General features: G+C 35.9%; 11 protein-coding genes. All 11 read left to right on the top strand.

The window, feature by feature from the left end; genetic code table 11:
- Positions 1-100: 100 nt before the first annotated feature.
- Complete coding sequence (locus ACUTSE_RS10875; protein ID WP_259189430.1) at positions 101-841, top strand: SDR family NAD(P)-dependent oxidoreductase; 741 nt, start codon at positions 101-103, stop codon at positions 839-841.
- A gap of 97 nt (positions 842-938) precedes the next feature.
- Entirely contained in the window at positions 939-1,979 is a 1,041-nt protein-coding gene (gene rlmN, locus ACUTSE_RS10870) for a 23S rRNA (adenine(2503)-C(2))-methyltransferase RlmN (protein ID WP_115091916.1), read from the top strand.
- Positions 1,980-2,074: 95 nt separating this feature from the next.
- Positions 2,075-3,052, top strand: coding sequence for a polyprenyl synthetase family protein (locus ACUTSE_RS10865; RefSeq protein WP_445640245.1), 978 nt, complete (start codon positions 2,075-2,077; stop codon positions 3,050-3,052).
- A 519-nt stretch (positions 3,053-3,571) separates the two neighbouring features.
- A complete protein-coding gene (locus ACUTSE_RS10860; protein WP_445640244.1) occupies positions 3,572-4,144 on the top strand; it encodes an RNA polymerase sigma factor in 573 nt (190 codons plus the stop codon).
- Positions 4,126-4,746, top strand: coding sequence for a hypothetical protein (locus ACUTSE_RS10855; protein WP_445640243.1), 621 nt, complete (start codon positions 4,126-4,128; stop codon positions 4,744-4,746). The genes ACUTSE_RS10860 and ACUTSE_RS10855 overlap by 19 nt, the downstream gene beginning before the upstream one ends.
- A complete protein-coding gene (locus ACUTSE_RS10850) occupies positions 4,736-5,890 on the top strand; it encodes a hypothetical protein (protein ID WP_445640242.1) in 1,155 nt (384 codons plus the stop codon). The genes ACUTSE_RS10855 and ACUTSE_RS10850 overlap by 11 nt, the downstream gene beginning before the upstream one ends.
- Positions 5,891-6,044: 154 nt before the next feature.
- Positions 6,045-8,021: a DNA primase gene (gene dnaG / locus ACUTSE_RS10845; protein ID WP_115091911.1), complete on the top strand. Its 1,977-nt coding sequence runs from the start codon at positions 6,045-6,047 to the stop codon at positions 8,019-8,021.
- Between the two features lie 499 nt (positions 8,022-8,520).
- Positions 8,521-9,930, top strand: a complete 1,410-nt coding sequence (aspA, locus tag ACUTSE_RS10840; protein ID WP_060874233.1) for an aspartate ammonia-lyase — start codon at positions 8,521-8,523, stop codon at positions 9,928-9,930.
- A gap of 17 nt (positions 9,931-9,947) precedes the next feature.
- On the top strand, positions 9,948-11,018 hold the full coding sequence (locus ACUTSE_RS10835) for a type II asparaginase (protein WP_445640241.1): 1,071 nt from the start codon (positions 9,948-9,950) through the stop codon (positions 11,016-11,018).
- Positions 11,019-11,137: 119 nt separating this feature from the next.
- A complete protein-coding gene (locus ACUTSE_RS10830; protein WP_002987966.1) occupies positions 11,138-12,490 on the top strand; it encodes an anaerobic C4-dicarboxylate transporter family protein in 1,353 nt (450 codons plus the stop codon).
- 28 nt (positions 12,491-12,518) lie between these two features.
- The gene (locus tag ACUTSE_RS10825) at positions 12,519-13,691 is read left to right on the top strand and encodes a porin (protein ID WP_445640240.1); all 1,173 of its coding nucleotides are present in this window, start codon (positions 12,519-12,521) and stop codon (positions 13,689-13,691) included.
- The last annotated feature ends 834 nt before the right edge of the window (positions 13,692-14,525 follow it).

Raw genomic sequence — 14,525 nt, 5'->3', positions numbered from 1 at the left:
TTTTTATTTTGTGTAAGATTAAAACTCTGTTAATTAATTAGTTGGAAACTCAAATTTTCAAATGTTGTTTGTAATTTAATAGGAACTAAAAATATTAAATATGAAAATGTTAGAAAATAAAGTCGCTATTGTTACAGGAGGAGCTTCAGGAATTGGAAAAGCCGTTGTTGAACTTTTTAGTAAAGAAGGAGCGAAAGTGGTAATTGCTGATTTGAATGAAGAGTTAGGGCAAAAATTAGCAGCAAGTATTGGAGCGAATGCACATTTTGTAAAATCAAATGCCGCTTCACCTACGGATAATGAAGCGTTAGTTGCAGAAACCCTGAAAAAATTTGGAAAACTAGATATTGCTGTCAATAATGCAGGGATTGGAGGAGCAACTGCACCAACAGGGGAATATGATATAGAAGAATGGAAAAAAGTAACTTCCATTAACTTAGATGGAGTATTCTATGGAATGCGCTATCAAATTCCAGCCATGTTAAAGAATGGCAGTGGAAGTATTATTAACATTGCTTCGATTTTGGGACAAGTTGGTTTCGCAGGTTCTCCAGCTTATGTAGCAGCAAAGCATGGAGTAGTAGGATTAACTAAATCTGCAGGATGGGAATATGGTACACAAGGCATTCGCGTAAACGCTGTAGGACCAGGTTTTATTGAAACCCCTTTATTGAGTGCTATGGATCCCAAAGTAAAACACTTCTTAGAGTCTCAACATGCCATGCAACGCTTGGGTACACCAGAAGAAGTGGCCGAAATAATCGCTTGGTTAGCTTCTGATAAAGCCTCTTTTGCCACAGGAGGATATTACCCAATTGAAGGAGGATACCTCGCTAAATAATAAATTAAAAAAAGGATGTAGGACATGGAACTACATCCTTTTTTTATATCTAAACATCAGATGTCAATTATTCGAGTAAAAAAAGTAAATTTGCAGCATGCAATTAGAGAAAAAAGACATACGTAGTTTATCTAAAGAACAATTGAGAGATTTTTTTGTTTCTCAAGGGGATAAATCATTTAGGGGGAATCAGGTGTATGAGTGGTTATGGAGTAAAGGAGCTCATTCTTTTGAAGATATGAGTAATCTCTCTAAAGCTACTCGTCAAATGTTAGAAGATCATTTTGTGATTAATCACATTCGCGTAGATAATATGCAAATTAGTTCGGATGGAACGATTAAAAACGGAGTAAAATTACACGATGGATTAATCGTGGAATCTGTTTTGATTCCAACAGAAACACGTACTACCGCTTGTGTTTCTTCTCAAGTAGGTTGCAGTTTGGATTGTGAGTTTTGTGCTACAGCAAAATTAAAGCGTATGCGAAACCTAAATCCAGATGAAATATACGATCAAGTCTTAACGATTGATCAACAAAGTCGCCAGAATCACGGCCGTCCATTGTCTAATATTGTATTTATGGGAATGGGTGAACCGCTGATGAACTACAACAACGTACAAGCGGCGATTGATAAAATTACGTCTGATGAAGGATTGGGAATGTCGCCAAAACGCATTACCGTTTCTACTTCAGGTATTCCTAAAATGATTCGAAAATTAGCAGATGATCAAGTAAAATTCAAATTAGCCGTTTCGCTGCATTCTGCTATTGAAGAAACACGCAATCGAATCATGCCATTTTCTAAAAGTTTTCCTTTGACTGATCTACGTGATGCTTTGCAATACTGGTATAGTAAAACAAAAAGCAGAATTACGTTTGAATATGTTGTGTGGAGAGGAATTAACGATGATAAAGCTTCAATCGATGCTTTAGTGAAATTCTGTAAACAGATGCCGAGTAAAGTCAATTTAATTGAGTATAATCCTATTGACGATGGTGAATTTCAACAAGCAGATAATCAAGCGATCAATAATTATATCAAAGCTCTCGAAAGTAACGATATTACAGTAGTTGTAAGAAGAAGTCGTGGAAAGGATATTGATGCGGCTTGTGGACAATTAGCGAATAAATCATAATAAAAATACTGAAAGGGAAGGAATAGCTCTTTTTGTATTCCAGATATTTATTTGAATGGTATAGTATGACATAAAAAGTCATAAATTTGTTTATAATGAATATTGTACAGCAAATACAGGAACCGATTAAGGTTGAAATGGAACTCTTTGAAAAGAAGTTCCACAAATCCATGGCAACAAAAGTTGCTTTATTAAATAGAATCACCTACTACATTGTAAACCGAAAAGGAAAACAAATGCGACCGATGTTTGTTTTTCTCGTTGCGAAAATGGTGCAGGGTGAAGTAAATGAACGTACCTATAGAGGAGCGTCTGTGATTGAATTGATCCATACGGCAACGTTGGTGCATGATGATGTGGTCGATGATAGCAACAAACGCCGAGGGTTCTTTTCTTTAAATGCGCTGTGGAAAAATAAAATTGCGGTTTTAGTTGGTGATTATTTACTTTCCAAAGGACTTTTACTGTCCATTGACAATGGTGATTTTGATTTATTGCGCATCATTTCGGTTGCTGTACGCGAAATGAGCGAAGGTGAATTACTCCAAATTGAAAAAGCACGTCGATTAGATATTACAGAAGATGTTTATTACGAAATTATTCGCCAAAAAACAGCTACGCTAATTGCGGCTTGTTGTGCTTTAGGTGCAGCTTCTGTTGAACCAGATAATGCTGAACTCATCGAGCGAATGCGTAAGTTTGGAGAAGTTATCGGAATGGCATTCCAAATCAAAGATGATTTATTTGATTATACGGATGGACCTATTGGAAAACCAACGGGTATTGACATCAAAGAACAAAAAATGACGTTGCCTTTAATTTATGCACTGAATACCGCGACAAAAGAAAAGCGCAAATGGCTGATTAATTCAGTAAAAAACCACAACGAAGATAAACGCAGGGTAAAAGAAGTCATTGATTACGTCAAAGAAGCTGGGGGATTAACCTATGCGACGGAGAAAATGATAGCTTATCAACAAGAAGCCTTGCAATTGGTTGAAGATTTTCCGCATTCACCTTTCAAAGAAGCTTTGATTACTATGGTGAATTACGTAATTGAACGAAAAAAATAAAATAAACCCAAATCGTTGACCAAATAAGCTAAAACGAGAACGGAAGAATAAAAAATTGTGATTTAATTTTATTATTATTAATAAAATTGGCGTATCTTACAGATGGTATAATCAAGTAGCGAATGAATTGTATTACACGCTATGATATACCAGAAAATGAAAGAATGAACCACATGTTTTGTTTCTTACCCCTTCTAAGTAAGCAAACGTATTTTAAATTGTACAACAAGCCCCAGAAATTGGGGCTTGTTTGTTTTTATACACTTCTCTTAAAAACCAAAATAACACGTGAATTAAAAAAATAAATAAAAAATTCACTTTTCTTCCCAACCTTTTTAGAAGTTGTTGCGTCTATGTAATAGATAAACCAATAAAACAACACACGATGAAAGGATTATTACTACTTATTATGAGCTTAGTCGATGCGATTCTCTCTTTTGTGAATCAATTTATCTCTTAAATGAAAGTGAAAAGAGTTTTTTAAATTTTAAATTTTGAAATTAGCGGAGATAAACTAGAATGAAATTGATACGACTATACCCCAAAAAAATAGAAGATTACATAGAGGATTTGCGGCGTGAAAAACGGAGCGCACAACATGAGGTCTATCAATTGTTGTCTGGAAAAATGTTGAGTGTCTGTAGGCAATACATTGCAGATGTTCAGTATGCAGAGGATGTGATGGTAAGTGCCTTTATGAAAGTCTTTACAAGGATGGATAAGTATGAGGATAAAGGGAGCTTCGAAGGATGGATTAGGCGTATCATGGTCAATGAATCCATCTCTTTTTTACGCGCACAACGGCCTTTTGCTTATTTAGAGGAACAGGTTGAGCATCAAGAAGAACATATAGAGGATGATGAAGGAGATCTTTCTTTGGAAGAAATACAACGTTTAATTGATCAATTGCCAGCGGGATGCAAAACGATATTTAATCTCTATGTCGTAGAAGAATATAAGCATCAAGAAATCGCAGCGATGCTTCAAATTAGCGAAGGGACGTCAAAATCACAACTTGCACAAGCACGCAAGTTATTACAACAACAATTAGAGCATTTAAAAAATCGAGGGTTATGGAATGGAGTAAAATAGATAAGGAATGGAAAAAGCAATTGGATGAACGATCCATTGCTCCTTCAACTGCCGCTTGGGATAAATTAGCACAGCAATTGGATGACCGTGATAAGAAGAAGAAAAGAGGGATACGCACAACCTGGATTGGAATTGCTGCTTGTTTGGTTGTAGGTGGAATTTTGGGCTTGATTTTTTTGAAAACTGAACCGATGATACAACCTAATCCTACTGATGTTCCAACGACAGAACACTATCTAGTAACGGAAGATACAGAACAAGAAGAAGAATTGGAACAACGAACTCACGAAGAATCTATTCGACCAAATCCAGTTGTACAGCAAAAAGAAGTGGGGAAAAAGATACGCTTAGAGCAATTGGTTCAAGTGGAAAATAATATTCAAATCCCACCTGTGGCAAAGAGAGAAAAGATGGATTCCTTAACTATTGATGAAATCTGGGTGAACAAACCCCAACGTAAAGTGATGGTAGATAGTAATCATCTACTGAAACAAGTTGAGGGTGAAATTGAAGTAGAATACAGAGAAACGAAATTGAAGAAAATTATTGATACTACGAAGAAAGCAGTGGTAGATATATCAGATAGTAGATATGAGAAATAGAATTAGCTATAGTATTTTAGGAGGGTTATTGTTGTTTATTACGCAATCCTACGCGCAAATTACAATTACACGTGAAGGACGGGAATTAGACGAAAAGGAAAAAATATCCAAAAAGACCGATCAATCATTAAAAACCTTTGATTATAAAGTAAGCCAAATTGCAGTGGATATTCAGAACGCAACCGTAAAAGAAAAAGAACATTTGCGTATTCGAGTAGATTCAATCAATAATCTTATTGATACAAATGCGATGACGGAAGAGCGTGGACAGGAATTCAAATCAAAATTTGCAAAAGAAGCTTCTGATCGCATTGAAAAAGAAGTCGTTCGCATGCAAGATAGTCTGACGAATGTGGTGCAAAGCCAAGTGAACTACGCGATGAAGAATGGCGAATTTCTGAAAGTGGCGGATACAACAAAGCGAACTGCTACGATTATGATTGGGAAGCCGCAGAAAGAATACAGGGATAGATTAGGAGAGAAACATTGGAGTGAAAAAAGAACAACCTTTCGCATGTCTCTCGTATACGGAATAAGTAACTTGGCAACGGAAGGCGCATTTGCTAACTCCGATATCCGCTATATACCTTCTAATTTATTCCAAGGAGGATTTTACCTAAAAACACGTTTAGTGAAGGATAAAAGTTTATTGTATCTACGTTATGGTGTCGTAGGTAGTTTTAATAACTTAAAATCTACGGGGCATCGTTATTTCACAGTACAGGATGGAGAAACGATTTTAGTGGATCACGAAAAAGACTTGCGAAAATCAAGATTAAGTGTGGCGAGTTTGCAAGTGCCTGTTTATTTAGAATTTGATTTTACAAAACCCAAAATTGATGAAAAAACAGGAAAGAAATACTTCAGAAGTGAGCATACTTGGCGAGGTGGAATAGGAGGGTATGTTAGTTTTACCAATAAAGATAGTAAAGGGCATCAAGTATATCGCTATAGAGAAGATGGTAAACAATACCGAGTAGATGAAAAAGGAGATTTAGGGATTAGTAAGGTCAGATATGGAGTAGGTGCTTATGTTGGATATCGCTCTTGGTCGTTACAATTTCAATATGATGTAACTCCACTATTTAAAAATAATAGTATCAACCAAAACATGTGGTCTTTGGGGATACGCAGTGATATATAAAAAGTGTAACGATTCCTACTAGTATAGCAAAGAAGAGAACAAAAGGCTTTGGAAAACTTAGAAGAAGAATTCAAATAATCATTTACCAATAGAAAGGAAGTTGTTTTACTATAAAGCAACTTCTTTTTTTATCTTTGTGGGACAAATGTAAATTATGATTTCCAAAAATACCATTGATACCGTTTTTGATACTGCTCGTGTAGAGGAGGTGATTGGCGATTTTGTCAATCTCAAGAAAGCGGGTGCAAACTATAGAGGATTGAGTCCATTCGTCAACGAAAAGACTCCTTCTTTTATGGTATCTCCAGTCAAGCAAATTTGGAAAGACTTTAGTTCAGGTAAAGGTGGAAACGCCATTACCTTTTTGATGGAACACGAACATTTCTCCTATCCTGAAGCCATCCGCTATTTAGCGAGAAAATACGGAATTGAAATAGAAGAAACGGAGCAAACGGATGCAGAGAAGGAACAACTGAATGAAAAAGAAAGTATGTTCATCGTTTCTGAATTTGCCAAGAACTACTTTGAAGATATCCTATTAAATTCAGAAGAGGGAAGAGCTATAGGGCTATCTTATTTTAAAGAAAGAGGATTTACGTCAGATACAATTAAGGCCTTTGGATTAGGATATTCGCCAGATAAATGGGATGCGTTTACGGAAGAAGCCTTGAAGAAAGGATACTCTTTAGACTATTTAGAGAAAACAGGATTGACGATTGTCAAAGAGGATAAGCGATTTGACCGTTTTAAAGGACGTGTCATGTTTCCTATTCAAAGTATGTCTGGTCGTGTTTTGGGATTTGGTGGACGTATTTTAACCAATGACAAAAAAGCAGCAAAGTACCTAAACTCTCCCGAAAGTGATATTTACCACAAGAGTAAAGTGCTCTATGGAATATCCCATGCAAAGCAGGAGATTGCCAAAAAAGATAACTGTTACTTAGTAGAAGGATATACTGATGTGATTCAGATGCATCAAACAGGAGTGAAAAACGTAGTAGCCTCTTCAGGTACTGCATTAACTCCAGATCAAATTCGTCTGATTAGTCGTTTGACTCAGAATATCACCATGCTTTTTGATGGTGATGCTGCTGGAATACGAGCATCTTTCCGTGGAGTAGATCTAATTCTCGAAGCGGGAATGAATGTTCGCATTTGTCCCTTACCAGATGGAGAAGATCCCGATAGTTTTGCTCGTAAACATACGTTAGAAGAGTTAGAAGCTTATTTCGAAGCAAATTCAACCGATTTTATTCGTTTTAAAGCGAATGCGTTGATGGAAGATGCGAAGGGAGATCCAATCAAAAAAGCAGAGATTATTCGCGATATGGTAATGAGTATTTCTAAAATACCAGATCCAATCAAGCGTGAAATTTATATTCAAGAATGTTCTCGCATCATGGATATTTCGGAAGAGGTGATTTTTAGTTCGCTAGCTCAGATTAGTAAGAAAGAAATTGCGGATGCGAATAAGAAGTTTGGACAAGAACGCAAGCAAATGGAGGTGGTGCATGCGGAAAAACAACAAGAAACAGTTGCCGTTGATGCCCTTTACTTACTAGAGCAACGCATTATTGAGATTTTACTGCTGTATGGAAATGAAGAAGAACAATTCGTGGAATTGGTTTTCGAAACGAATGAGGATGATGAAATTGTTGAGGTAGAGCACAAAATAGTACAAAAAGTATACGAGAAAATTTATTTGAGCTTGCAAGAGGATGAGGTACAATTGACGAATCCTATTTTCAAGCGACTGTATAATGATGTGATGGATTACTATCACAATAATACGTGGAGCTTAGAGGGATATCTCAAGCGATTAGATGGAGAGTTATCGGGACAGGTTACCACGATTCTCATGGAAGAAGAAAAAGAGAACCTGCACAATTGGGAAAGTCAAAATATTTTTGTCAAACAAAAGAAAGACGGAATTGCTCAATATACTACAGAAACAATCTTGACTCTTCGCATGCACTTAGTAAATTCTATCATTGAAAAGTACAAGAGTAAATTAGGAGGCGTAGAGCAAGATCGGGCATTTGAAATACTCGGGATTATCATCGATTATTCCACTTTAATGAATACCTTTTCTAAAAGATTAGGACAAGTAACGACTCGATTTCGATTATAAAATATAAACCTCATTCTTCAATGAGGTTTTTTTGGCGCTATTTTTTGCTATTTCTGAACTGCTAGGGCTAAAAAAAAGATACAAGAGAGTTGAATCGCTGTATTGGTAAATATTGAAATGAATGATTAATTCCATTTTATTTAAAAATTCACGTTTTTTCCTTTTTTAAGATTTTACTGCGCTATTAAGATATGAATACTATTTTTTTATATATTTGTTTAGTTATTTTTATATTTTTTAAGAGTTTGGATTATATGATGAATGAATTTTGGATTGTTTTTGAATATTTTTCGATTTGTTATCTGGGACGCTACTCTTTTCTTGTGATTTTATTAATAAATAGTTCGTTGTCTCATTAATATACGTAAAAAAAATAAAATAATCCCTGTGTTTTTGTCATATCCTAACTTTTATTCTAGCATTATTTTTGAGGTATAAAATAAATTGAAACGCATTTGTACAATCAAATGCTATATATAGAACAAAAAAATTTAAGCATATGAAAGATACTAGAAGAGAACACGACTTTTTAGGTGAATTAGATATCCCTAATGACAAATACTACGGTGTTCAAACATTCCGCGCAGTTGAAAATTTTAATATTACAGGTATAACCTTAAATCACGAAAAAGGGTTAATCAAAGCTTTGGGTGAAGTTAAAAAAGCGGCGGCATTAGCTAATAAAGATTGTGGTGTGTTAGATCCAAAAATTGCAGATGCGATTTGTTATGCTTGTGATCAAGTAATTGCTGGAAAATACGACGATCAATTTGTAAGTGATTTAATTCAAGGTGGTGCAGGTACTTCGGTTAACATGAATGCCAATGAAGTGATTGCTAATATCGCATTGGAGCATTTAGGTCATAAAAAAGGAGAATATCAATATGTACACCCTAACAATCACGTAAACTGTTCACAATCAACCAACGATGCTTATCCAACAGCATTTCGTTTGGCTTTGTACTATAAATTAGATGGATTCTGCCAAGTAATTGCAAACTTAGAAAAGGCATTTGCTGCCAAAGGAGAGCAATTCAAAAATGTACTTAAAATGGGACGTACGCAATTGCAAGATGCAGTTCCTATGACATTAGGACAAGAATTTCACGCTTTTGCTACTACTGTTGGAGAAGATTTATTGCGTTTACGCGAAGCTCAACGCCTAATCTTAGAGGTGAACATGGGAGCTACAGCTATTGGAACAAAAGTAAATGCACCAGAGGCTTATCCTGAACTATGTGTGGAGTATTTAGCTAAAGAAACAGGTTTACCATTAGTATTATCTCCAGATTTAATCGAAGCTACGAGCGACACTGGAGCGTATGTACAAATCATGGGAACAATTAAACGTGCAGCAATTAAAATATCAAAAATATGTAATGACTTGCGTTTATTAAGCTCAGGACCTCGTACCGGATTAAATGAAATTAATCTTCCTGCTCGTCAACCTGGATCTTCTATTATGCCAGGAAAAGTAAATCCTGTTATTCCAGAAGTTGTAAATCAAACATGTTTCTATGTGATTGGTCAAGATTTAACGGTTACGATGGCCGCTGAAGCAGGACAATTACAGTTGAACGTAATGGAACCAGTTATCGGATTTGCATTATTTACGTCTCTTGAATATTTAGGAAATAGTTTAACTACTTTAATTGATAAATGTATTGTTGGTATTACTGCGAATGAAGCGCATTGTGCTGATTTGGTAATGAACAGTATCGGAATTGTAACACAATTGAACCCAATTTTAGGATATGAAATTTGTGCAAGCGTAGCAGGGGAAGCTTTGCTATCAGGAAAAAGCGTACATCAAATTGTCGTAGAAGAAAGAAAATTGATTACGCAAGCCAAATGGGATGAAGTATATTCATTGGAAAATTTAATTCACCCCAAATTAATTGTATCCTAAACTAAATCAAACCTCATATGAAAAAGATCATCAACGTATTATTTGTTGTATTACTTGTTTTTCAAGTACAGGCACAACCGAAGAAACACAATCAAGCGACGAAAGAATTACCTCGTGTAATTATTTTAGCCACAGGTGGAACGATCGCTGGTGCAGGGGAGTCTTCTACGAAGGCTGCTTACACCGCGGGAAAAGTGCCTATCGATGATTTGTTGAATGCTGTACCAGAAATGCACAATGTGGCTCAAATTAAAGGAGAACAAATTGCTCAAATCGGAAGTCAAGATATGAATGTCGATACTTGGTTAAAGTTGAGTAACCGTATCAATGAGATTTTTGAGAAAAATGAAGCAGATGGTGTTGTGGTTACACACGGAACAGATACACAAGAAGAAACGGCTTACTTTTTAGAGCTAACGGTAAAATCATCAAAACCAGTTGTTTTAGTTGGGGCAATGCGACCTTCAACAGCAATGAGTCAAGATGGAAACCGCAATTTATTAGATGCAGTGATGGTAGCTGCTTCTCCTAATAGTAAAGATGTAGGTGTTGTAACTGCAATGAACGAAGAAGTATATGCCGCTAGAGATGTTACAAAAACAGTAACAACTAACATGGCTACATTCAAATCTAGAAATTTCGGACCTATTGGTTTAATTTATGATGGAAAAGTGAGTTACTATTATAAAACACTTCGTTCACCAGAACAAAAATTCGATGTAAAAGGCTTGAAAAAATTACCTCAAGTGGAGATTGTATATGGATATGCAGACGCTAGTCCAAAAGCTGTAAATGCAGCAATCGAAGAAGGAGTAAAAGGAATCGTTTATGCCGGAATGGGAAATGGTAACTTCAATGCTCCTGTTGGAGAGGCTTTAGAAAGAGCAGCAAAAAATGGAATTGCAGTTTGTAGATCGGCTCGTGCAGGGGCTGGAAGAGTAACGCTATTTAATGAAGTAGATGATCAAGCGTTAGGATTTGTAGTTGCGGATGACTTAAATCCACAAAAAGCACGTGTTTTATTGATGTTAGCATTGACTAAAACCAATAATCAAAAAGAATTACAAGATATTTTCTTTGCATACTAAATCCCGTCGAGTACATCAGAAGGGAATAATGGAAAGGGGGGGAGCGTACAGAACACAAGTAGTTGTTCGCTCCCTTTTTTGTACCCATTGATGAGCTTGATCTCTTTAAATTGAATGTTATGTTATTGATTCAGTTTGCAATTTTAATTGCTATGATATTAATCGGTTCCCAAATGAAGGGAATTGGATTAGGTGTGATGGGGATGGTTGGGTTATTGATATTCGTTTTCATCTTTCAGATGAAACCTGGAGACCCACCTATTGATGTAATGTTGGTAATTATGGCTATTGTTTCTACTGCTGCTACTTTACAAGCATGTGGTGGATTGGATTACCTCGTTCGATTAGCTGAACGTGTGATTCGTAGTAACCCATCTAACATTGTGTTTATTGCACCATTTACCGTGTATTTTTTCTGTCTTTTCGCAGGAACAGCGCATTTGCTGTATTCTTTATTGCCTATTATTGCTGAGGTAGCTACGAAAAAGAGAATCCGACCAGAACGACCATTGAGTGTTTCTGTTATTGCTTCTCACTTAGCTATTACGGGAAGTCCAATGAGTGCCGCAACAGCAGCATTTGCTGGTGCAAGTATTCTCGCTTATCCTGGAGCTTTAATTGATATCATGAAAGTGTGTATTCCCGCTTGTCTAATCGGTATATTGATTACATGCTTAGTGGTCTTGCGCAAAGGAAAAGAATTAAAAGATGATCCTATTTTCATTGAAAAAATGAAAGATCCTGAATTCGCTAAAAGTTTAGATGCGGATGAAGATGCCTCAGGAAATAAAAAACCATTAAAAAAAGGAGCAAAAACCTCTGTGGTTATTTTTGCTATTGCAGTTTTATTAATTGTGATTGCAGGAGCATTTCCACAACTATTGCCACAATTTGAACCAGGCGCTGCAAGTTTAGTTGTAAAAGCCAATGGAGAATTGCAAATGGTAAGTGTTATTAGTATGATCACACTTTCTGCCTCGGCATTGATGATGTTAATCACAAAAACAAGTGCGATTAGCGTGACCAAAGTAAGTTTGTTCTCTTCTATGGCAACTGCTGTTGTATCTGTTTTTGGTGTGGTTTGGATGAGTGCTACTTTTATGTCTCACAATGAGGTCGCTATAAAAGGCTTTTTAAGTGAGGTGGTTACTCTATATCCTTGGACTTTTGCCATTGCTGTATTTGTGTTAGGAGCACTGATGTTTAGTCAGGCGGCAACTACAAAAACAATGATGCCACTAGGGATGGCTTTAGGAGTTTCTAATCCAGCTTTAATTGCAATATTCCCTGCTGTAAATGCAGATTTCGTATTGCCAGGTTATCCAACATTACTAGCCGCAATCAACTTTGATCGTACAGGAAGTACAAAAATTGGAAAATTCGTAGTGAACCATAGTTTTATGATCCCTGGATTAGTTGCTATTACTGTTGCTATCGCAGCGGGCTTCTTACTCGGATCTTTTTTACTCTAGGGGACACTCACTTTAATAAAATGGAGCTATGAAAAAAATTTTATTATTTCTCGCGTTAGTTGTGCAAGTCGGTGTATTTGCACAAGAAACACAAACCAGTGTCGATACCATCTCTAAACCCTTACTACCAGTAGAGAAAATCGACCTGTTGAAAAACGTAGATATGATTTTTAATATGCGTTTTGCTAATGACAATATGTTTCGAGATGGTAAATTTGAAGAATCATCCTTTAGTAATAACCAATTTCGATTAGAAATAAAAGGTAAGATTCACGAAAAAGTATATTTCAGATTTAGAGATCGTTATACGAAGAGTACAGATCCTGGAAGTAAAGATAATATAAGTAGAGCTACAGATATGGCGTATATCGGTGTTTTGTTGACACCTAAAACTCAACTGAACCTGGGTAAAATGAGTGCAGATTGGGGAGGATTCGAATTTGATTTAAATCCAATTGATATCTTGGAGTACAATGATATTATTGAAAATGCAGATAATTTCTTGACTGGAGTTGGAATTACACATCAAGTTTCCAATAATCACAGCTTCGGTTTACAAGTTCTAAATTCTCGCGTATCCGATTTCGAAGATGTATATCGTGGAAAAATGCCAGAGGGAATTGAAAAAGCGAAAGCTCCTATGGCTATCGTGACCAACTGGAGAGGAAGTTTCTTTGATGGGAAATTTGAAACAATATATAGTTATAGTTATTTTCAAGAAGCAAAAAACCGTGGAATGAACTATTATTCGATAGGTAATAAATACCACGATGGAAAATTTACTTTAATGTATGATTTGAAGTACAGTAATGAAGGGATAGATCGAAAAGGAATTATTACAGGTATGATGCCTGGAGATGATGTTACAGCACAACAAGACGTTTCATATTTAGAAAATTGGATCAAGGCTGAATATTTGATCGCTCCAAAAGTTAATGTAACCTTGACATTGATGAATAGCAATGCGTATGCTAAAAATTTAGTTGCAGAAAATAGTGGAGTAAGCCACATTCGTTCAAGCTATGGTTTTATTCCAACCGTAGAATATTTGCCATTTAAAAATATGAATATTCGTTTCTATGCTTCTTATGTAGGTAGATATTACAATTATTCAAGCTATGCAAAAGAGCATTTAGGACAAGAAAATTATAATACTGGCCGATTAAGCGTTGGTTTTATAGCACCATTATTGATTTTTTAAACATTATTGAACTTCGTTTATAGAGAAAGCTTCCTTCGGGGAGCTTTTTTTTGCTTTTTCGTAAAGTTGCTTGATTATCTTTTTAGAGGGGCACATTGCCATGTGCCCCTACCTATATATAAGGAGAGAATCAAAACCATAAAAATCTTTCCGTGCCTGTGCGTGCACATGGCCATGTGCCCCTACCTATATATATAAGGAGAGCATCAAAACCACAAAAATCTTTCCCCGCCTGTACGGGCACATGGCAATGTGCCCTTTGCCTGAACCACTTTTTTCAAAAGAAACCCTTCTTTTGCTTGATGCATTCCTCAAAAATGCCCCCTACAAAAAGGCAAAAAAGCAACATCACACCTTTGCAACATCATATTCCTTTAAAAAGCTAAAAAAAACTTTGAGTTGTAACGTGTATGATAATAGCGAGTTGCGACCATTATCGAAAATACTTTTAAAAAAAGGTTGCGTAAAGTTTGGAAGTGGGGAAAAAGGTGCTACTTTTGCATCCGCATTAAACAAGCAGACGTTCATAGAAAAGCAGAAGAAAAGACTTTAGATTACATCAAAAATATTTTTAAAAATAAATTTGGATAATCGAAATAAAGAGTCTTATCTTTGCAGTCCGCTTCAGTAAATACTGAGGATTGGCAAAAAACGAAAGAAAATATTTTTCAAAAAAAGTTTTGCTAATTCAAATAAAGTTTTTACTTTTGCACTCGCTTTGGTAGACAGAGAATAACGAAAAGAAGGAAAGAAAAAAATCTCAAATTTTTTTTGTCAATTCAAAAAAGTTGTTTACTTTTGCACTCGCTTCGAAAAACAAGAGTAGAAGAGAGC

The organism is Myroides sp. TSA_177.3 (assembly GCF_052691955.1).
This window is presented reverse-complemented; position numbering and strand designations above follow the sequence as displayed.

What these genes read in the sequence shown, in the direction of transcription:
- ACUTSE_RS10855 (WP_445640243.1), top strand. Translation starts at nt 4,126, where the DNA reads ATGGAATGGAGTAAAATAGATAAGGAATGGAAAAAGCAATTGGATGAA.
- ACUTSE_RS10850 (WP_445640242.1), top strand. Translation starts at nt 4,736, where the DNA reads ATGAGAAATAGAATTAGCTATAGTATTTTAGGAGGGTTATTGTTGTTT.
- aspA (WP_060874233.1), top strand. Translation starts at nt 8,521, where the DNA reads ATGAAAGATACTAGAAGAGAACACGACTTTTTAGGTGAATTAGATATC.
- rlmN (WP_115091916.1), top strand. Translation starts at nt 939, where the DNA reads ATGCAATTAGAGAAAAAAGACATACGTAGTTTATCTAAAGAACAATTG.
- ACUTSE_RS10835 (WP_445640241.1), top strand. Translation starts at nt 9,948, where the DNA reads ATGAAAAAGATCATCAACGTATTATTTGTTGTATTACTTGTTTTTCAA.
- dnaG (WP_115091911.1), top strand. Translation starts at nt 6,045, where the DNA reads ATGATTTCCAAAAATACCATTGATACCGTTTTTGATACTGCTCGTGTA.
- ACUTSE_RS10860 (WP_445640244.1), top strand. Translation starts at nt 3,572, where the DNA reads ATGAAATTGATACGACTATACCCCAAAAAAATAGAAGATTACATAGAG.
- ACUTSE_RS10875 (WP_259189430.1), top strand. Translation starts at nt 101, where the DNA reads ATGAAAATGTTAGAAAATAAAGTCGCTATTGTTACAGGAGGAGCTTCA.
- ACUTSE_RS10825 (WP_445640240.1), top strand. Translation starts at nt 12,519, where the DNA reads ATGAAAAAAATTTTATTATTTCTCGCGTTAGTTGTGCAAGTCGGTGTA.
- ACUTSE_RS10865 (WP_445640245.1), top strand. Translation starts at nt 2,075, where the DNA reads ATGAATATTGTACAGCAAATACAGGAACCGATTAAGGTTGAAATGGAA.
- ACUTSE_RS10830 (WP_002987966.1), top strand. Translation starts at nt 11,138, where the DNA reads ATGTTATTGATTCAGTTTGCAATTTTAATTGCTATGATATTAATCGGT.